Raw genomic sequence first — 18,171 nt, 5'->3', positions numbered from 1 at the left:
GAAACGTGGGGACACGGGACGGGGGCGCGGCTGGTCAGGGGTGGGTACGGGGGCGGCGGGGAAGGGGGGTGCCGCAGGTGGAGCAGTAGTGGGCGGTTGCCTCGATCGCGTGGTGGTGGCAGGCGCTGCAGACCAGGTGTACGGGGCACTCGGCGGCCGGGGCGGAGGCGGCGGAGCGGCCGATGCTCATGCCGCGGCGGCGGCGGTGGACGGTGAGGACGGTCAGGCCGTCCGGGCCGGCCGACAGGCCGCGGGAGGCGCCGCGCGGCAGGAGGGCGAGGAATCCGGGGTGCAGCGGAACCTGTTCGCCGTCGAGGGTGAGGGTGCCGCCGCCGGTGATGACGACGAGCATGACGTCGAGTTCGGCCTCGGTGTGCATGGCCACCGAGGCGCCGGGCAGGTGGCGCACGAGGTTGGCGTCGAGCTGCCGCTCGGCTCCGCCGAGCCGCCACAGTGCGCCGCTGCGGTCCTCGGCCGTCGCGTCCGCGACGAGCGCCCCGACGGTCGCGGTCTCCGCCTGCCGCCCCTCTCCCATTGCCCGTTCCCCCGTGCCTGCGCTTCGTGTCCCGTGTCGTACCCGCATGATGATCCCGCATCCGGGGGTGCGCCGTGCAGCGCGCACGGCAGTTCGCCTGCCTTCTTCGCGCGCTGCGAATACCCTCACCCGTTCGGCGCGATTCTGCGGGTGCGGGCCGGGTAGGGGACGGCCCGTCCTTCCCCCGCAGCGCACTTCCGGAGGCATCCGTGCCCGACATGAACAGCCCCTACAAGCCCGGCACTCCGTGCTGGGTCGATCTGATGGTCCCCGACCAGCAGGCGGCACTCGACTTCTACTGCGACCTCTTCGGCTGGCAGGGCGAAGTGGGGCCGCCGGAGACGGGCGGGTATTCCGTCTGCACGCTCAAGGGGAAGCCGGTCGCCGGGATCATGAAGGCGATGAACCCGGACGGGACGGTGCCCGACCCGATGCCCCCGGCGGTGTGGACGACGTACCTGGCGACGGACGGCATCGACTCCGCCGTCAAGTCCGTCACGGACGCGGGCGGCACGGTCGTGGTGGGCCCGATGGACGTCATGGACCTCGGGCGGATGGCCGTGATCGCCGACCCTGCCGGGGCCGTCGTCGGTCTGTGGGAGCCCGGTACGTTCGACGGGGCGGGCATCGTCAACGAGCACGGCGCGCTGATCTGGAACGAACTCGTCACTCCCGACCTGGCGGGGGCCTCGGCGTTCTATTCCGCGATCCTGCCGGTGGCGACCGAGCGCTCCGGGATGGAAGGGGCGGACGGGTACGTGGAGTTCCAGGTCGCCGGCCGGGTGGTGGGCGGGATGATGGACATGAGCAGGATGCCCCCGGGGGTGCCGCCGCACTGGCAGCCGTACTTCCACGTGGACAGCGTGGACGAGGTCCAGTCGGCGGCCGTGCGGGCCGGGGCCTCGGTGCTGGCCCCGGCCTTCGACATGGTGGCGGGGCGCATGGCGGTGCTGGCCGACCCCCAGGGGGCCTCGTTCTCGATCATCACCTCGACGGTGCGGGACGACCCTGCCTGACGGGGGCGGTCCGGCGGGGCGCGCTGCTCGGCGTCGCCGGGCGTCGTCTCGCGGCGTCGCTCGGTGTCGCCCGCCGTCACCCGGCCTCGCCGGGTGGCTCTCGGCGTTACGGGCCGGACAGGGACCGGACGGCCGAGGCGAGGTGGTCGCGGAACCACTGGTGGGCCGGGTCGGCCGAGTTGCGGGGGTGCCAGGCCATGCCGAGGTCCAGGGGTGCCAGGTCGAGGGGGACGGGGAAGGTGCGCAGGCCCATGGCGGTGATGGTGTCGGGGAGCCAGCCGGCCAGGCTGAGCGCGACGAGGTCGGTGTCGCGGGCGAGGAGCATGGCGCTGGTGTGACTGGGGACGACGACCGCGGTACGGCGGCGCAGCCCGAGTCCGGCGAGGGCGGTGTCGATGGGGCCCAGGCGTTTGCCGAGCCGGGAGATGCCGATGTGGTCGGCGGCGGCGAAGCGGCGCGCGTCGATCGGGCCGTCGAAGAGGGGGTGCCCGCTGCGGGCGATGCCGACGAGGGGCATGCGGGTGAGCGGGCGGGTGCGGATCTCCGGGTCGAGGTGGCCCAGGACGCCGAGTTCCACGTCCACCCAGCCCTGCCGCAGCCCGGGGCCGCCCTCGACCGCCTCGGGGAGGAAGACCACGTCCACCCGGGGGGCCTCGGCGTGGATGCGTTCGGTCAGGCGGCCGGCCACGCCGACGAGGAGCAGGTCGGTGGCCTGCACGGTGAAGGTGCGCTGGAGGTGTACGGCTTCGAAGCCGGCGCCGGGGCGCAGGACGTTGTCGCAGCTGCGGAGCAAGGCCCCTACCTCCTCGCGTAGTTCGACGGCGCGCGGGGTGGGGACCAGGCCCTGGCCGGCCCGGACGAGCAGCGGGTCGCCGACGGTGCGGCGGAGCCGGGCCAGGGTGCGGCTGACCGCGGCGGGGGAGGTGCCGAGGCGTTCGGCGGCGCGGGTCACGCTGTTCTCCTGGAGGAGGGCGTCCAGGACGCGCAGCAGGTTGAGATCCATCGATGTCCTGGCCCTGACCTCGATTTTTGCGTCTGTGGCAATGATTGGCTGCCCATCTTTGCATTGCTGCCGGAGGCCCGTGCGCCGGAGGGTGGGAACTGCCGCGGGAACGCGCGGCTTTGAACCCCTCCCTCCCCCAAGACCTCTTTCAAGGAGCCGCAGTGCAGCAGCCCCAGCAGCCCGGCCAGTCCCGGCAGTCCGGCCAGCCCCGGCAGTCCGCCCGTACCGGCCGGGAAGGCGATGTCCTCGCCGTGGTCAGCCAGAGCGGGCCGACGGTCTCGTTCTTCGACGCCGCCACCGACCGGCACCTCGGCGACGTGCACGTACCCGCCGAGCCGCACGAGTTGTGCTACGACCCGGCGGAGCGGCTGCTGTGGTGCACGCTGACGTACCACTCCGGCTACTACCACGCGAACGGCGGCCGCCGCACCGAGCTGGCCCTGATCGACCCCGACAGCCGCCGCGTCGTCGAGATCGTGGACCTCGCCCCGGAGCACGGGCCGCACGGGCTGGCGCTGGACACGGCCCGCGGGCGGCTCTACGTCAGCGTGGAGAGCTCGGAGGACCGGCCCGGCGGTGTCGTGGTGATCGACACGGCCACGCGGAAGCCCCTGGGGCGGATCGACACGGACGCGCCGGGGCCGCACTGGTTCGCGATCGATCCGGCGGGGCGGACCGGGTTCGCGACCAACAAGGAGGCGCCGTTCGTGTCCGTGGTGGACCTCGGACGGGGCGTCCTGAGCGCGAGGGTGGAGGTGCCGGGCAGTGAGGGGCTCGCCGTCTCCCCCGACGGCAGGCACGCGTACGTCGCCGCGCCCTACGGCAACTTCTCGGGCGGCGACGGGGAGCGGCCGGCCCCCGGGATCCGCGTCATCGACGCGCGCACGGCGACCGTCGTGGACACCCTGCCCACGGAGCACGTGGTCCTGCCGGTGCACCTCACCTCCACCGGCCGGCTGCTCGCGGGCGAGCTGCGCATGACGGCCGAGGCGGGTGCGCAGCTCGGGCGCCACGCGCCGGGGCGCCTCACCGTGTTCGACGCCGGGACCCGCGAGCGGCTGGGGGAGGTGGAGGTCGGGCTGTTCCCGCTGACCATCACCTCCTCCCCCGACGGCCGACTGGCCTACGTGTCCTGCGTGGTCTCCTCCACGGTGGACATCGTGGACCTGGACGCGCTGGAGCGGGTGGGCCGGCTGGACATCGCCAAGCTCGGCGAACCGGGCGCGCACGGGCTGGCGTACGTACCGCGCCCGGCCTGACCGGCGGGCCGCCCGACCGCTGCACGGGACGCGGGCCGGTTCCCCCGGTCGGCCCGGCCCGTACGGCCCGTCGCTCCGGCACGTGATCTCGCACCTGTCCCGTCCGTGGGGCGGACGGACAGCGGAAGGGGCGGGGCAGGAGTGCGCACGGGCCGGGGCAGGGGGGTGTGATCAGGCCACCGTTCCGTCACCCGAAAGGCTCAGCACCCCCTAGAGTGTGCGCGTGACCGAGCAGAACCCCGAACTCGTCGCCGGCCGCTACCGGCTCGTCGAACGCATTGGCCAAGGCGGGATGGGCCGGGTCTGGCGCGGCCTCGACCAGCAGCTCTTCGGGCGCGAGGTCGCCGTCAAGGAGATCCTGTTCCCGCCGGGGATGGACGAGGAGGACCGCGCCACGCTGCTCAGGCGGTTCACCGGCGAGGCCCGTGCAGCGGTCACTCTCAGCCACCCCGGCATCATCACGATCCACGACATCGCGGAGCACCACGGCGCCCCCGTGATCGTCATGGAGTTCATCCGCGGGCAGTCCCTGGCCGCCGCCATCCGCGGGCAGGGGCGGCTGCCCGTGCGCCGGGTGGCCGAGATCGGCGCGGCCTTGCTCGACGCGCTCACCGAGGCGCACGCGGCGCGGATCGTGCACCGCGACATCAAGCCGGACAACGTGCTGCTCGCCAAGGACCGGGTCGTCCTGACCGACTTCGGCATCGCGCACCTCGCGGACGCCACCACCAAGCTGAGCCACAGCGGCATCGTCATCGGCACCCCGCAGTACATGCCGCCGGAGCAGCTGGAGGGCAGGCGGCCGACCCCGGCCAACGACCTGTGGGCCCTCGGCGCCACGCTCTACCACGCGGTGGAGGGGCGGCCGCCGTTCGAGGCGGAGGGGCTGCACGCCCTGGCCGTGGCCGTCTTCACCCGGCCGCACCGGCCGCCGGTCCATGCCGGGCCGCTCGCGCCCGTGCTGGAGGCGCTGCTCACGAAGGACCCGGAGCAGCGGGTGGGTGCGGCCGAGGCGGCGGGGATGCTGGCCTCGGTGCTGCGCTCCCTCCCGGACACGGAGCCGACCCCGCCCGCCTCCCCGGCCTCCCCCTCCTCCCCTGCGTCCTCCGCGCCGTCGGCGCCGTCCGCACCGCAGACGCCCACCGTGCCGGACTCCGGGAGCGCAGGCTCGCCGGCGGACTCCGGTACGCCCGGGAGCGCAGGCTCCCCGGCGGATCCCCGTACGCCCGCACCCGAGCGGCCGACCGGCCCGCCGCAGGGCCCCGATCACGCCCACGCCCCCGGCCCCGCCTCGATCCCGGACCCCGACCCCACCCCCGGCCCCGACCCCACCCCCGCCTCCGGCCCTCCCGCCGACGAGCTCGTCTCCCTCGCCGCGACGGCCCCGGTGCCGGAGGGCGAAGGGCCTGGGCGGGTGCAGGCGCGCGCCCTGACCCGGCGTTCCGTCGTGCTGGGTGCGGCGCTGGCCACGCTCGCGGCCGGTTCCGTGCTGACGTGGGCGCTGTCCGGTGAGGACGGTGAGCCCGGCGGCGGCGGTGCGGCCGGCCACGGCGGCGGGGCCGAGGCGGTCACGGTGGTGATCGGGGTGGACGCGCCGCTCACCGGCGGTCTGTCCGGGATGGGGCTCGGCATCCGGAACTCCGCCGACCTCGCGGCCCGTACCGCGAACGCCAAGGCGTACGTGCCCGGGGTGACGTTCGAGGTCATGGCCCTGGACGACACGGGCGACCCGGCCAAGGGCGGCCCCCACGCCGCCCGTTTCGTCTCCGATGCGAAGGTGCTGGGGGTGGTGGGCCCGCTGACCTCCGGCGTGGCCCGGACCATGGCTCCGGCCCTGGCCCGCGCGGGCCTGGTCATCGTGTCCCCGGCCAACACCGACCCCTCCCTGACCCTGGGCCCCGGCTGGGCCGCGGGCACCAAGGCGCGTCCGTACGGCACGTACTTCCGCACCGTGACCACGGACGTGGACCAGGGGCCGTTCGCCGCGCGCTACCTCCACGCGGAGGCCGGCAAGCGCAAGGTGTTCGTCATCGACGACGGGGGCGCGTACGGCAGCGGGCTCGCCGCCGGTTTCACCGCCGAGTTCGAGCGGCTCGGCGGGATCGTGGCCGGCACGGAGCGCGTCACCGCCGGGCAGCGGACCTTCCCCGGGCTGGCCGCGAAGGTCCGCGCCTCGGGGGCCGACGCCGTCTGGTTCGGCGGCTACTACGACACGGCCGGGCCGCTGTCCGCGCAGCTCAAGCAGGGCGGGGCCGGGGTCCCGCTGATGGGCGGGGACGGGATCTACGACCTGCAGTTCCTCACCTCCGGCCCGAAGGCCGACGGGGACCTCGCCCTGAACATCGGGGTGCCCGCCGAGCACCAGGCGGGCGGGGAGGACTTCCTCGCCCGCTACGGAAAGGCGGGATACCCGGAGCCGGCCGGGTGGTACGGGCCGTACGCCTACGACGCGGCCTGGAGCCTGATCGAGGGCGTGAAGTCCCTGGTGGCGGCCCACGGCGGCACCCTCCCCCGGGACGCCCGGGGGAAGATGGCGCGGGCCGTGGGCGGGTCCGCCTTCGACGGGGTGACCGGGCACGTCTCCTTCGACGAGTACGGCGACACCCGCAATCGGCGGCTGACGGTGTTCACGGTGTCCGGCGGCAGCTGGACCGCGGTGACCAGCGGCCCGGTCAGTCCCTGAAGCCCAGCGCGGGCAGGCCGCGGCGGCGGACCATGAGCTCCGCGATCACGAGGTTGGGCAGCCAGCACAGGAACGGCAGCGGGGCGTAGGCGACCGGTGCGACGGTGGCGGCCGGGTCCGGGCCGTCCGCGAACGGCAGCTGGGCGAGGACGAGTACGCCGTACCAGAGCCGCAGGGTGACGGCGGCGTACGTGAGGGCGAAGTTGCGGATCATCCAGGCCTGGTGGCCAGCCCGGTCCCCGGTGCGGATCGCCCGGTACGCGCGCCAGGCCGTCCAGCCCCAGAGCACGGCCAGGCTGCCGAAGCCGAAGAAGCCGAGCAGGGCCACCGAGCTGAACGCCGACAGCACGAAGGCGGCCGGTGAGCCGACGGCGATGCAGAGGAGGTAGGTGCGGCCGAGGGTGCGGTGGAGCCGTGGGCGGCGGCTGCGCAGCCGGCGGGAGAACTGCCAGGGGCCGAGGGCCAGGCACAGCCCGGCGAAGGCGACGTGCAGGTAGAAGGCGATCCGGACGGGCAGGGCCTGGCCGGCGTAGTCGGCGGCGAGCCCGGCCCCGTCCCGGGCGAGGGATTCGAGGCTGCCCCGGGCGTACTGGCCGACGGAGACGGCGGCGATCGCAAGTGCGGAGAAGGCGACCCACGTCCAGCTCCAGCGGCCCCCGGGGGCCGGTGGGGAGCAGGGCTGCGGGGCCGGGGCGACAGGATCGGTGACGGAGTCGGTGACGGGGTCGGTGACGGGGTCGGTAACGGCCATTCGAACTCCTCGTGTCATGCGAAGCGTTCCAATGTGAGAGGCTCTAACATAACAGCGCGGCCGGGCCGTTGACCCGCTCGGGAAGCCCCTCGCTGCCGAATGCCCGGAACTCACCAGCTGGAACGGTCGGATGGCACGCAAGACCTACCATCACGGCGCCCTGCGCCAGGCGTTGATCGACGGGGCGCGCGAGATCCTCGCCGAGCGGGGGCACGAGCAGTTCAGCCTCAACGAGGTGGCTCGCCGGGCCGGGGTGAGCACGGCCGCGCCCTATCGCCACTTCGAGAACCGCGAGGAGCTGCTCGCGGCCGTGGCCGAGGAGGGGTATGCCACCCTGCACGCCCGCCTCGAAGCGGCCGCGGCCGCCGAGGAGGACGTACGCGGGCGGCTGCTGGGCCTGGGCGGCGCGTACGTGCGCTTCGCGCACGACCATCCCGACCTGTTCGTGACCATGTTCCGGGGCCGGCCGCTGGAGAGCACCCTCGGGCTGGACTCGTTCGACGTGCTGGTGCGGGCGGTGGCGGACGCCCAGGGGGCGGGCCTGGTCTCCGCGAGGGTGCCGGCGGAGCTGATGGCCCGGTCCGTCTGGGCCGCGGTGCACGGCCTGGCCTCGCTGAGCCTGCGCGGCCCGCACGCCCGCTTCCGCCTGACCGGCGCGCCGGAGGAGCTCGCGACGGCCACCCTGTCGGCGCTCCTGGACCTGTAGGGCGGCGGCCGGGTCCGGATGCCCACCTGGGGCCATGGGCGGATGTACGAGAAACCGGACCCGCTGTCCGCGCTGTGGCCGGTCGTGCCATCCGACGCCACCGACTGGCTGACGGAACTGTGCGGTGACGGCGTACTCGGGTTCATGCCCCCGGCGATGCCCGACGCGGTGTGGGTGCTCAACGCCATGTACGAACACGAGCGGGGCCCGTCCGGGATCTCGTACGACGAGTACCGCCGGGCCCGGCTCGCGGACGGGAGCGTGCAGCCGCACGTGGTCGCGGGCATCGACCTCGACGCGGTGGGCGTGGCCACGGGCGGCGGACTGGGCCGGGCCCGGCACCCTGGCCCCGGCTGGCGGCGGCTGCGCTGGGCCGAACTCGCCCGCCGGACCGGCGACCCGGTCGTGCCCGAGGGGCTGCTGCCCTCCCACCGGTGCTTTCCCTCGGTCAGGAAGGACGGCAGCCGGCCGCTGGGCATGAGCCCGCCGACCGAAGGCAGCCTGGACCGCGAGACCTGGAACCGGCTGACCGCCGTCCTCGCCGAGCACAGCAGCCGGGGCCCGGACACCCGCTGCCTGGCCTACTCCACCCCGCTGATGCTGCCGGACCCGGACTTCGACCGCCTGCACGTGCGCGCGGGCCGGCTCGGCGACGCAGAGGTCCTCTACGACCGGTCCGAAGCGGACTACAGCCCTTCCAACCTCTGGGCCGAGGACCGGTCGTGGGTGCTGTGCACCGACTACGACCTGTGGGGGACCAAGGTCGCCGGCCCTCCGACCCTCGTCGAGGCGCTGCTGCACGACCCGGAGATCGAGGCGGTCCGGCTGCCCTGGGCGCACTGAGCCGGTCCCTTCGTGCGGGATGCCGGGCGTCGGGACCCTCAGGGGCGGCAGGCGGGACGGGTGCGGAGCCAGTGGGCGGCGGCCGGGAGGGCGCGGGCCTCGTCCGTCTGCTCGTCGGGGGTCAGCGGGCCCGGGTGGACCCGGCCGGTACGGTCCGCCTCGCGGGCGCCGGCCAGGACCAGCACGGCCCCGTCGGGGAGGCGGTGCGCCTCGTTCGCCGTGGTCAGCCCGTGGGTGGGCTCGCCGAAGGAGCGGGTGTCCGGGCGGCCGCGGAACGCGATGGCCGCCGCCTCCGCGGCACTGGCCGTACGGTCGCTCGTCAGCACGGCGACCGGCGGCGCGGGGCGGGGCAGCGGCTGCGCCGGACCCCAGGCGCGCAGCTGCCCGGCCGGGGAGCCCTGGCGCACGACCCACGGCGTGCGCGTGCCGTCGGGCTCCACGAAGGCCCCGGCCGTGCCGTCGCCGAGGACCGCGCCGACGGCTCCGAGCAGCGGGAACATGTCCCCGCCCGGGTTCGAGCGCAGGTCGATCACCCATCCGCAGGCGCCCTGCGCCGCCGCCTTCGCCACCGCCGCCCGGCCCGTGCGCACGTACTGCGCGCCGGCCGCCTCGTTCGGCACGGACGGCAGGGTGACGTGGGCGATGCGGCCCGGCAGCAGCTCGACGGCGGGCGGCTCCGCGGCGGTCGCTGCGGTCTCCTCCTCGGCCTGTCCGGGGTCGAGGAACGCGCTGTGCCCGTCCCCCAGTTCGCGCAGCGCCTCGCGGATCGCCGGGTGGGTCTGCGCGGGCGTCCGCGCCCGGTCCCGCTCCGCACGCCGGAACGCAGCCGCCCGTACGGCGTTCCAATCGGCCTCGTGGCGCAGCAGCGAGTTCCGCTCGATCACGCCGAGGGCGCCCTCCAGGTAGGCCCGGGCCCCGTCGCCCACGCCGGCCGTGCTCCCCGCGTGCTCCTCGGGCGGTCCGGCACACCCCGCCGCCGCGAGCAGCAGCCCTGCGACCGCCGCCACCGCGGCCCGCTTCCCCAGCGCCCTGCGCACCGGCGCCCCTCCCTCGATCGTCGTGCCCCGACCCCGACCCGGCCGGTCAACAGGGCCGGGCGGAGGTCTGCTTACCGGAGGGTAGCTATATTTTCCCTCGACCGGCCCGGTCCACCGGAGAAGCGGTGCACGGGTCTCGACAAGGGGAACGCATCATGACGATGACTCACCGCCGGGGCAGGCCGCTGCTCGCGGCGCTGTCGGCAGGCATCACCACGACCGCCCTCGTGGCCGGGCTCGCGACGGCGGCGGGGGCCGCCCCGCTCCCGGCGCCTGCCGCCAGGACGGCCGGGGCGGCCAAGACGGCCGGGACGGCCACGGTGTCCGGGGCGGCCGAGGGCTCCGCGGCGGCTGCTGCGTCCCGGGCGGCCGGGGCCTCCGTACTGCCCGGGCCCGCGAAGCCCGTCAAGCCGAAGCCGGGGGGCGGCGGCATACCGCCGGTCCAGTACTTCGGCACCATCAACAGCCTCGGGCAGAACGCCGAGCACGAGCGGATCACCCGCGCGGCCCTCGCCTGCGCCCCCGGCACCGCCCCGGGCGCGGCCGGGCTCTGCTTCCAGCCCGCCTCCATCCGCCAGCTGGCCGGGGCCAACGGCACCACGGGGGCCATCGGCGCCCCGGACATGGACGAGATCTTCACGGAGGCGGCGCACTGCGACGGGGCCGACCACCTCGATGCGCCCGGCTACCCCCGTACCCGGGCGCAGGCCACCGCCGTGCTCCAGGCCTGCATCGCGCACCTGAAGACCCAGTTCAACCGCGGGGTGGACCGGGCGGACGCGCTCGTGAACACCGCGGGCGCCGTGAGCGCCTCCGGCACCGACCTCGGCTCCGACTGCACCTTCGTGCTGGGCGTCGCGGGCCGCGCCAAGTGCAACGCCATCGAGGGCTTCGGCCGGGCGCTGCACGGCACCGAGGACTTCTACTCGCACTCGAACTGGGCCGACCGGTCCGACAGCCGCTCCGCGATCGGCGTCACCAACCCGCCCGGGCTGGCCCGTACCGGTCCGGCGCCCTTCCTGCGGCTGAACGCCGCGGCCCCCTCGGCCGCCGACATCCCCGCCGGGCTCTCGACGGGCTGCTTCAGCATCAACCCGTGGGGCTGCGGCGGCCGCATCACCCACGGCGTCCTGAACAAGGACAACGGCACCATCGACCCCGCCACCGGCGCGACCTCCTCCCCCACCACCGCCCGGGGGAAGATCGCGGACAACTTCAATGCCGCCGTGCAGGCCGCCATCGCCGACACCCGCGCGCAGTGGGCCGGTTTCCGCAGCGCCCTCATCGCGCGCTACGGCGCCGAGCGCGGGCAGCGCATGGCGTGCGCGATGACCCAGGACGACCCGGTGCGCGACTGCCGCTGAGGCGCCGCCGGGACGGAGTCCTTCCGGAAGCCCGCATGACCAAGGTCCGGGGCGCTAGCGTGGTGCTCTCCACGACCGGGGGCGGGTGGGCCACATGGGCGGGACGGACCGGATGCAGGGCCGCGTACGGAGGACCGCGCGGGCGGGCCGGGCGCGGACGGGCCGGGCACGCGCGTGCCGGGCGCGCGCCGCGGCCGTACGCGGACTGCTGGCCATGGCGCTGGTCTTCGCCGGCGGGAGCGGGGTGCACGCTGCCGCCGGCGGAGGCGTGGGGGCGGGCGCGGGCGGCGGAGGCGTACGGGCGAGCGCCGACGGCGCCGACCAGATCGCGTACAACTCCTACGGGAACTACCCGCACCACGACGCCGTGCCCGTCGGGGACCCCGCCCTCGGTGACTTCGAGAAGAACGGCAGCGTCAACAGCCCCGCCGGCTACGGCTACCGCAACTGCACCGACTACGCCTGGTGGCGGGCCCTCCAGGAGTTCGGCACGGACGTCCGGGGCTGGCACGACGCCGGGGACTGGGACACGGGGGCGCTCGCCGCCGGCTACCGGGTGGACCGCGCCCCCGAGGTGGGCGACCTCGCGCAGTGGGAGCCGACGAGCGCCACCGGGCCGGGCCGGTTCGGGCACGTGGCCTTCGTGGAGAAGGTCCGGCCCGACGGCGGCGTGGAGGTCGCCGAGTACAACAAGGAGTCGGACGGCGAGTTCCAGCGCCGCACCGTGCTCCCCACGGGCACCGGCCGGTTCCGCATGCCCGAGCACTTCATCGACCTCAACGGTCCCAACACCCGGGCGTTCCGCCTCAGGCTCTTCGCCGACGGCACCCCCGCCCCGCGCTCCGCGGACGAGCAGGCCGCCTTCGACCGGCACAACGCGGCGGTGGCCACGGCCCGCGCGTACCAGCAGCTCTTCGAGGAGATCCCCGACGGGCGGTCCGTCCGCGGGGACAACGGCGCCTGGTACCTGCGCCGGGGCGGCACCCTCCAGTGGGTGGTGACCGGTGATGCCGCCGCCCGCGCCATCGGCCTGGACGCGAAACGGTTCGGGGCCGGCCGGCACTACACCGAGGCGATGATCCACACCAAGGAGGAGGGCTACACCTACCCGTACACCCAGCGGGACAAGGACAGCGCCGCCGGCCTCTTCGGCAGCCGGGTCGGCACCCCCGTGGGCGCCGCCGAGATGGACCGGGCCGCCCGGAGCCTCGGCTTCGACCGGGCCGTGCTGCTGCTCGCGCAGGGCGCGAAAGGCTGGCGGTTCGTCAAGAAGGACAAGCAGTACTCCGTGAACATGGACCTGGTCGCGATGGCGGTCGCCCGCCGCACCGACGTGTTCGCGTACCCCACCGACTGGCGGGGTCCCACGAGCTGGCGGGCGTACACCTTCAAAGCCCGTACGCAGCGGGCCGCGTACTTCGCGCTCCCGTTCGGCGACCTCCCGCTCGCGTCCCACCTGCGGGTCTCCGACCTGCCGGCGTACGGCAAACGCCTGGAGTACCTGTACGCGGCCCCCGCCGGGGCGCCCTGCACGGTCCCGGGCACGCTCTGCACCTGGGGCAGCAACTCGCCGCTGCGCCACGTGGTCGGGGCCCCGTTCCGGGCGGGCACCGTCGCGGGCCCCGAGCGGGTCGTGGCCGTCAGCGGCAGTTCGATGCGCAACGGGTACGCCCTCACCGCGCAGGGCACCCTGTGGGCCTGGGGGCACAGCGTCAACGGGCAGCTGGGCAACGGCACGCACGCGCGCAACACGGTGGTGACGGTACCGGTGAAGGCGCGGATCGACCGGGTCACCGCGGTGGCCTCCGGCCAGGACGTGACGCTGGCGCTGCGCGCGGACGGCACCGTCTGGTCCTGGGGGTTCAACCACAACGGGGAGCTGGGCCTCGGACAGCCGCCGCACGACGAGGTCGTGGACGTGCCGACCCGCATCCCGGGCCTGAGCCGCATCGTGCAGGTGGCCGTCGGCGGGATGAACGGCTACGCGCTCGACGCCGACGGCCGGGTCTGGGCCTGGGGCGACGCCCTGCGCGGGCGGCTCGCGAACGGCAAGGACGGCACGGGCCGCACCGACGACGCGTACGCCCCGGTCCGCGTGGAGGCCCTCACCGGTGTGCGCGCCATCGCGGCGAGCGCCATGAACGGTTTCGCCCTGCGCACGGACGGCACGGTGTGGGCCTGGGGCGAGGGCGACAAGTACGGCGGGGCGCTCGGCAGCGGCACCGACCGCGAGGTGGCGCTCCTCCCCGCCAAGGTCAAGGGGCTGACCGGGGTGAAGGCCATCGCCTCCTCCCTCGGGCTGGCCGGCTACGCCCTGCGGGAGGACGGCCGGGTGTGGGCGTGGGGTTGGAACCAGAGCGGGGAGCTGGGGCGCGGCACCAGCGGATCGGCGGACGGTCCCGGCCAGGGGCACAGCAGCACGGCCGCCCCGGTGAAGAACCTCACCGGGGTGACCTCCATCGGCTCCGGCTACGGCAACGGTTACGCGGTGCGCGCCGACGGGTCGGTGTGGGCGTGGGGCGACAACGGCGGCGGCGAACTCGGCCAGCGCTGGCACGACTGGTGGAACCCGGCCCCCCAGCCGGGCACCCTCACCCTGAGCCCCGTGCCCCTGCGCGTCCCGGGCGTGCGGACCACCCGCCCCGTTCTGGGCGGGGGCGGCGCGGGCTACGCGGTCTCCGGCTGACGGGCCTTCCGGCTGCTCCGCCGACGGGCCTTCCGGCCGTCCGGAAGGCTCGCCGGCCCGGGCGCCGGCCCGGGTTCACCCGTCCACGATCTCGACCCCTGCGGCGAGCATCCTGGCGATGATCTGCTCGGCGAGCGCCTCGTGACAGACCGCCACCTCCATCGGCCGCTCGCCCTTCAGGACGAGCACGTACCCGCTCCCGGCCCGCTCCAGCTGCCACGCGTCGAGTCCCGTGGTCCACATGTCCGCGTAGTCGTCGAGCACCGGCTCCCGCTCCGCGGGTCCGTCCGGCGTCATCCGTCCGCCCTCCTCCCCGTCCCGGGACGCGGGGCCCCCGCCCGCTCCGGCCCGGCGACCGGCACCGGGCGACGGCCCGGGCACCCGCCGATTCTCCCCGCCCGCACCGGACCGGTGCAACGTCCCCGGGGTGCACGTGAGGCCGTACCGGCGGGTGTTCCGGTGGGTGTTCCGGTACGGCCTCACGGGCGGGGTCACGGGGTGCTGGACGTGCCCGTCGCGGGCCGGGACGCGACCAGGACGCCGATCTTGTCGATCCGGTGCTCGGGGTTGCCCTGGGCGTCCCGCCAGAAGTTGCCCTCCGCGTGGTCCTCGGGAGTGGCGCAGGTGGAGATCGTGATCATGGCCCGGGTGGGTACGGCCCCCGGCTCGCCGGGGACCGCGGCCCGCTGCTCGGCGAGGGAGCGCTCCGACCGGAAGGAGGTCTTCCGCGTCTGGGTGATCCGGTACTCGTACACCGTGCCGTCCACGCGGACGAAGACCGAGTCGCCGGGGTCCAGGGCGGGCAGCTCGCGCAGGGGGCCGCCGGCGGACAGCCGGTGCGCCGTGACCAGGTAGTTGCCGATCCGGCCCGGTGCCGTACCACCCTGCTCGCCGTACGGGCTGGCGGCGAGGCCCCGGTCCTGGATGCGGGTGCCGGCCGGGTCGTCGGTGGTCCCCTCGTACGGCAGGACCCGCAGCCCCTTCAGGCCGATGCCGGGGATGTCCAGCACGGCGGGGCGGGTGCGCGCGGCGGCGGACGGTCCGGTCCGCGGTGCGGGTGCGGCGGAGGGCGTGGCGGCCGCGGCCACCGCTGCGGCGGCGGTGGCGCGGGGCGGGGCCGCGGCGGCTGCGGCGGCTGCGGCCGGGGCCGCCGCCTGGCGCGGCGCGGCGGCCGCGGCGGGCCCGGCCCCGTGGGGAGCCCCGCTCGCCGCGTCGGCCGCGCTGGCACAGCCGGTCAGGGCGGCCGCCAGGGCGGTGGCGGCGAGCACGGCGGGAAGGGTTCGGTGACGCGGCATGGGGGCTTCCAGGTTGTCGCCGGGCGGTGGCGCCGCGGGGGTGTGAAGGTCACCCCGTAACGGGCGAAAAACGACGGTATCCGAGGCTCCGTTTCCGGAGAAGGGCTCCTGCACGTGACGTGGGCCATGGGCTCCGGGGCGGGCCGCAGCGCGGGCGGCGGCCTCCAGGGGCCGGCGTCAGTCGCCGTTCGCGGAGAAGTGCTGGTAGTCCGGGGCGGACCAGCGGGCACCCCAGTACCAGCCGACCTCCGCGAAGGCCCTGGTCACGGCGTCCCCCGGCCGGATCATGCCGGGGGCGGCCCGGTCCCGGTCCAGGTAGGGCAGGCCGTTCGGCGGGTGGCACCTGCCGTGGCGGTCCACGTACGGGTTCTCGACGGGGTTGATGTCCACGGCATCGCCCCAGGAGTGCCGGGACGGGCGCCGGAGGTCTCCGGTGACCTTGCGGCAGTTGAACGCGGAGGTGTTGTCGTCGGCCATCGACCTCGTGTCGCTGCCGCCGTAGGCGGCCGTGACACGCATCCTGCGGATCGGGAAGCGGGCTTCGAAGGCCTTCCCGAAGACGTGGAGCAGGGGGGCGACCGCATCGCGGTGGACGATCAGCTCGCCCTGGTGGACGCGGCCGTCGAAGCCCCAGTGGTTCATCCGGACCAGCCGGAGCAGGCGGGGCGGCACCGGGCAGCCGGGCCGGTGGGCGGCGCCCAGCTTTGCCGCCGGCACGGCCGAGACGCGGGCGTCGAGCTCCGCCGTCGGGTGCCCGGCCACGGCCCGGGACACCGGCGCCGCCGCCTCCGGCACCCCACAGGACACCAGCGACACGCAGATCACGGCAGCGGGCAGGGCCACGCGCGCCGGGCGGTACCGCACCCCGCCATCGTAGATCGGCCCGGCCGGGCCCGCCCGGCCGCTGTCAGCCGGCCGCCCCCGGCCGGAGGCTCGCCGCCGATGGCTCTGAGCGACCGCCCTCGGCGGCCGCCTCAGCCGGTCCCCGGACCGGCGAAGCGGATCCGGACCGTCAGGCCGCCCTCCGCGGCGTTCGGTGCCGCCTCCGCCGTCGCGCCGTGGGCGCGGGCGATGGAATCGACGATGGACAGGCCCAGGCCTGCGCCCTCGCCCGGGGCGTGGGTGCGTTCGGACAGGCGGCGGAAGGGCTCGAAGAGCAGGGGGACCACCTCGGCGGGGATCTCGGGGCCCGTGTTCGCCACTTCGATGCCGTCCGGGCCGGTGCGGACCCGGACGGTGCCGTCCGGGCGGTTGTGGCGTACCGCGTTCGCCAGCAGGTTGTGCAGGAGCCGGTCCAGGAGGACCTCGTCGCCGGGGACGGTCAGGGGGCGCAGCTCGGCCGAGACGCTCACCCCCCGCTCCGCCGCCTCGGCCGCCAGGGCGTCCACCGCCCGCCGGGCGGCCTCGTGCACCGCCACCGGCCGCCGTTCCGGCAGGCCCTGGTCGCAGGCGGCGAGCAGCAGCAGGCCGTCGATGGTCCGTTCGCTGTCGTCGGCGACCTCGATCAGCTTGGTGCGGATACGGGCCACCCGCGGCCCGTCCGGTTCGCCCGCGAGCCCGATCTCGGCGGCGGCCCGCTGCACGGCGAGGGCCGTCCGCAGCTCGTGGGCCGCGTTCGCGGCGAACCGCTGCTGCGCCGACACCAGGCGCTCCATGCGCGCGAGCATGTCGTCGAAGGTGTCGGCGAGGTGCTTGAGCTCCCCGGGCGGGCCCGCCAGGGCGATCCGCTCGTGCAGGTTCTCGCCCGACAGGCGGCGGGCCGTGTCGGTGATCACGGAGACCGGCCGGAGCACCCGTCCCGCCATCCACCAGGCGAGGGCCACGGACGCGACGGCGTACGCGGCGAGGACGACGAGCGAGACGGTCAGCAGCCGCTCCAGCGCGGCGCTCTCGGCGGCGCCGCTGAGCGTCCGGGTGAGCGCCAGGCCGCGGCTCGGTCCGGTGGGCAGGGCAGGGGCCGCGGTGGCGGGGGCGGCGGGCTGCCACAGCGGGGAGGCGGACGCGGCCGGCAGGTCCTGGAGCCGCTGCGCGGGCACGGCGGTGGTCACCGCCGTGCTGATCGAGGCGTACAGCCCCTCCTGGACGAGGACGTACACCACGCCCGTGAGCAGCGCCCCGGCGAGCAGCAGCAGTCCGCCGTACAGGGCGGTCAGCCGGGCCCGTTCGCCGCCGGTGGCCCGGCGCAGCGCCGCGGTGACGCGCAGCGCCGCCGCCGGGATGCGCCGGGCCGCCGCGCCCGCCGTCCCGCGGGTGCCCGCGCTCACGAGGCGATCCGGTAGCCCGCGCCCGGCACGGTCTCGACCACCGGCGGATCGCCGAGCTTCGCGCGGAGTTTGCTGAGGGTGACGCGTACGGCGTTGGTGCGGTAGCTGGTGTGCTCCTCCCACACCTGCTCGATGAGGTCCTCCCCGCTGACCACGGCCCCTTCCGCGCGCAGCAGGGCTTCGAGGACCGCGAACTCCTTGCGGGACAACTGGAGGTGCCGGCCCTCGCGGCTGGCCTGGCGGCGGGCGGTGTCCAGGACGATCCCGGCGCGTTCGAGCAGGGGCGGCAGCGCGGGCCGGGCGCGGCGGCCCAGGGCGAGGACACGGGCGAGGAGTTCGTCGTACGCGAAGGGCTTGGTCAGGTAGTCGTCGGCGCCGAGGCCGAGCCCGGCGACGCGGTCCCGTACGGTTCCCGAGGCCGTCAGCATCAGGATCCGGGTCGGCAGCCGCCGGGCGACGACCTGCCGGCAGACCTCGTCCCCGTGCATCCCGGGCAGGTCGCGGTCCAGGACGAGGACGTCGTACTCCGCGAACTCCATCTTCCGCAGGGCCTCGGTGCCGTCGCCCGCCACGTCGACGGCCAGCGCATCGCGGCGCAGCCCTTCGGCGATCATCTCTGCGAGGAACGCCTCGTCCTCCACCACCAGTACGCGCATGTCCCCTGTGTAGCGGAAGTGACCTTTCGTCTCTGTTAACCGATCCGCTGAGGGAAACGAAACACCGCCTCCC

At 75.4% G+C, this 18,171-nt stretch carries 16 protein-coding genes; 7 read left to right on the top strand and 9 right to left on the bottom strand.

Translation table 11 applies throughout. The features are described 5' to 3' along the window. Positions 1 to 34 precede the first annotated feature (34 nt). Entirely contained in the window at positions 35 to 535 is a 501-nt protein-coding gene (locus tag ACZ407_RS20960; RefSeq protein WP_468130307.1) for a cupin domain-containing protein, read from the bottom strand. Positions 536 to 753: 218 nt separating this feature from the next. Here ACZ407_RS20960 and ACZ407_RS20955 point away from each other — a divergent pair, with 218 nt between their 5' ends. After that, entirely contained in the window at positions 754 to 1,551 is a 798-nt protein-coding gene (locus tag ACZ407_RS20955) for a VOC family protein (RefSeq protein ID WP_468130442.1), read from the top strand. A 106-nt stretch (positions 1,552 to 1,657) separates the two neighbouring features. Here ACZ407_RS20955 and ACZ407_RS20950 read toward each other — a convergent pair whose 3' ends face one another. Further along, positions 1,658 to 2,554, bottom strand: a complete 897-nt coding sequence (locus ACZ407_RS20950) for a LysR family transcriptional regulator (protein WP_468130305.1) — start codon at positions 2,552 to 2,554, stop codon at positions 1,658 to 1,660. A 161-nt stretch (positions 2,555 to 2,715) separates the two neighbouring features. Between ACZ407_RS20950 and ACZ407_RS20945 the strand changes: the two genes are divergently transcribed. After that, positions 2,716 to 3,813 (top strand): YncE family protein, encoded by a 1,098-nt coding sequence (locus tag ACZ407_RS20945; protein WP_468130303.1) that lies wholly within the window; start codon positions 2,716 to 2,718, stop codon positions 3,811 to 3,813. A 223-nt stretch (positions 3,814 to 4,036) separates the two neighbouring features. Next, positions 4,037 to 6,496, top strand: coding sequence for a bifunctional serine/threonine-protein kinase/ABC transporter substrate-binding protein (locus ACZ407_RS20940; RefSeq protein ID WP_468130301.1), 2,460 nt, complete (start codon positions 4,037 to 4,039; stop codon positions 6,494 to 6,496). On the opposite strand, the gene ACZ407_RS20935 is transcribed toward ACZ407_RS20940, so the two are convergent. Then, positions 6,486 to 7,247: a DUF2306 domain-containing protein gene (locus ACZ407_RS20935; RefSeq protein ID WP_468130299.1), complete on the bottom strand. Its 762-nt coding sequence runs from the start codon at positions 7,245 to 7,247 to the stop codon at positions 6,486 to 6,488. The genes ACZ407_RS20940 and ACZ407_RS20935 overlap by 11 nt on opposite strands. Positions 7,248 to 7,377: 130 nt before the next feature. Here ACZ407_RS20935 and ACZ407_RS20930 point away from each other — a divergent pair, with 130 nt between their 5' ends. Beyond that, positions 7,378 to 7,953, top strand: coding sequence for a TetR/AcrR family transcriptional regulator (locus tag ACZ407_RS20930; protein WP_468130297.1), 576 nt, complete (start codon positions 7,378 to 7,380; stop codon positions 7,951 to 7,953). Between the two features lie 42 nt (positions 7,954 to 7,995). Then, complete coding sequence (locus ACZ407_RS20925) at positions 7,996 to 8,796, top strand: hypothetical protein (protein WP_468130295.1); 801 nt, start codon at positions 7,996 to 7,998, stop codon at positions 8,794 to 8,796. A 38-nt stretch (positions 8,797 to 8,834) separates the two neighbouring features. Here the strand turns inward: ACZ407_RS20925 and ACZ407_RS20920 are convergent, their stop codons facing one another. Next, positions 8,835 to 9,833 (bottom strand): S41 family peptidase, encoded by a 999-nt coding sequence (locus ACZ407_RS20920; RefSeq protein ID WP_468130293.1) that lies wholly within the window; start codon positions 9,831 to 9,833, stop codon positions 8,835 to 8,837. A gap of 155 nt (positions 9,834 to 9,988) precedes the next feature. Between ACZ407_RS20920 and ACZ407_RS20915 the strand changes: the two genes are divergently transcribed. Together ACZ407_RS20915 and ACZ407_RS20910 are read left to right on the top strand one after the other, a co-directional pair. Then, positions 9,989 to 11,197, top strand: coding sequence for a CinY protein (locus ACZ407_RS20915; protein WP_468130291.1), 1,209 nt, complete (start codon positions 9,989 to 9,991; stop codon positions 11,195 to 11,197). 94 nt (positions 11,198 to 11,291) lie between these two features. Next, positions 11,292 to 13,883 (top strand): RCC1 domain-containing protein, encoded by a 2,592-nt coding sequence (locus tag ACZ407_RS20910; protein WP_468130289.1) that lies wholly within the window; start codon positions 11,292 to 11,294, stop codon positions 13,881 to 13,883. A gap of 75 nt (positions 13,884 to 13,958) precedes the next feature. On the opposite strand, the gene ACZ407_RS20905 is transcribed toward ACZ407_RS20910, so the two are convergent. The 5 genes from ACZ407_RS20905 to ACZ407_RS20885 form a co-directional block, all read right to left on the bottom strand. Next, complete coding sequence (locus tag ACZ407_RS20905) at positions 13,959 to 14,180, bottom strand: hypothetical protein (RefSeq protein ID WP_468130287.1); 222 nt, start codon at positions 14,178 to 14,180, stop codon at positions 13,959 to 13,961. A 194-nt stretch (positions 14,181 to 14,374) separates the two neighbouring features. Beyond that, complete coding sequence (locus ACZ407_RS20900; RefSeq protein WP_468130285.1) at positions 14,375 to 15,178, bottom strand: class E sortase; 804 nt, start codon at positions 15,176 to 15,178, stop codon at positions 14,375 to 14,377. Positions 15,179 to 15,355: 177 nt separating this feature from the next. After that, on the bottom strand, positions 15,356 to 16,042 hold the full coding sequence (locus tag ACZ407_RS20895; protein WP_468130283.1) for a M15 family metallopeptidase: 687 nt from the start codon (positions 16,040 to 16,042) through the stop codon (positions 15,356 to 15,358). Between the two features lie 110 nt (positions 16,043 to 16,152). Then, entirely contained in the window at positions 16,153 to 17,442 is a 1,290-nt protein-coding gene (locus ACZ407_RS20890) for an ATP-binding protein (protein WP_468130281.1), read from the bottom strand. Then, positions 17,439 to 18,098 (bottom strand): response regulator transcription factor, encoded by a 660-nt coding sequence (locus ACZ407_RS20885; RefSeq protein WP_468130279.1) that lies wholly within the window; start codon positions 18,096 to 18,098, stop codon positions 17,439 to 17,441. The genes ACZ407_RS20890 and ACZ407_RS20885 overlap by 4 nt, the downstream gene beginning before the upstream one ends. Positions 18,099 to 18,171: the final 73 nt, after the last annotated feature.

The sequence above is a fragment of the Streptomyces sp. NPDC030809 genome (genome assembly GCF_055572195.1).
The sequence above is the reverse complement of the archived record's forward strand: the minus strand, read 5'-3'. Positions and strand labels throughout refer to the sequence as shown.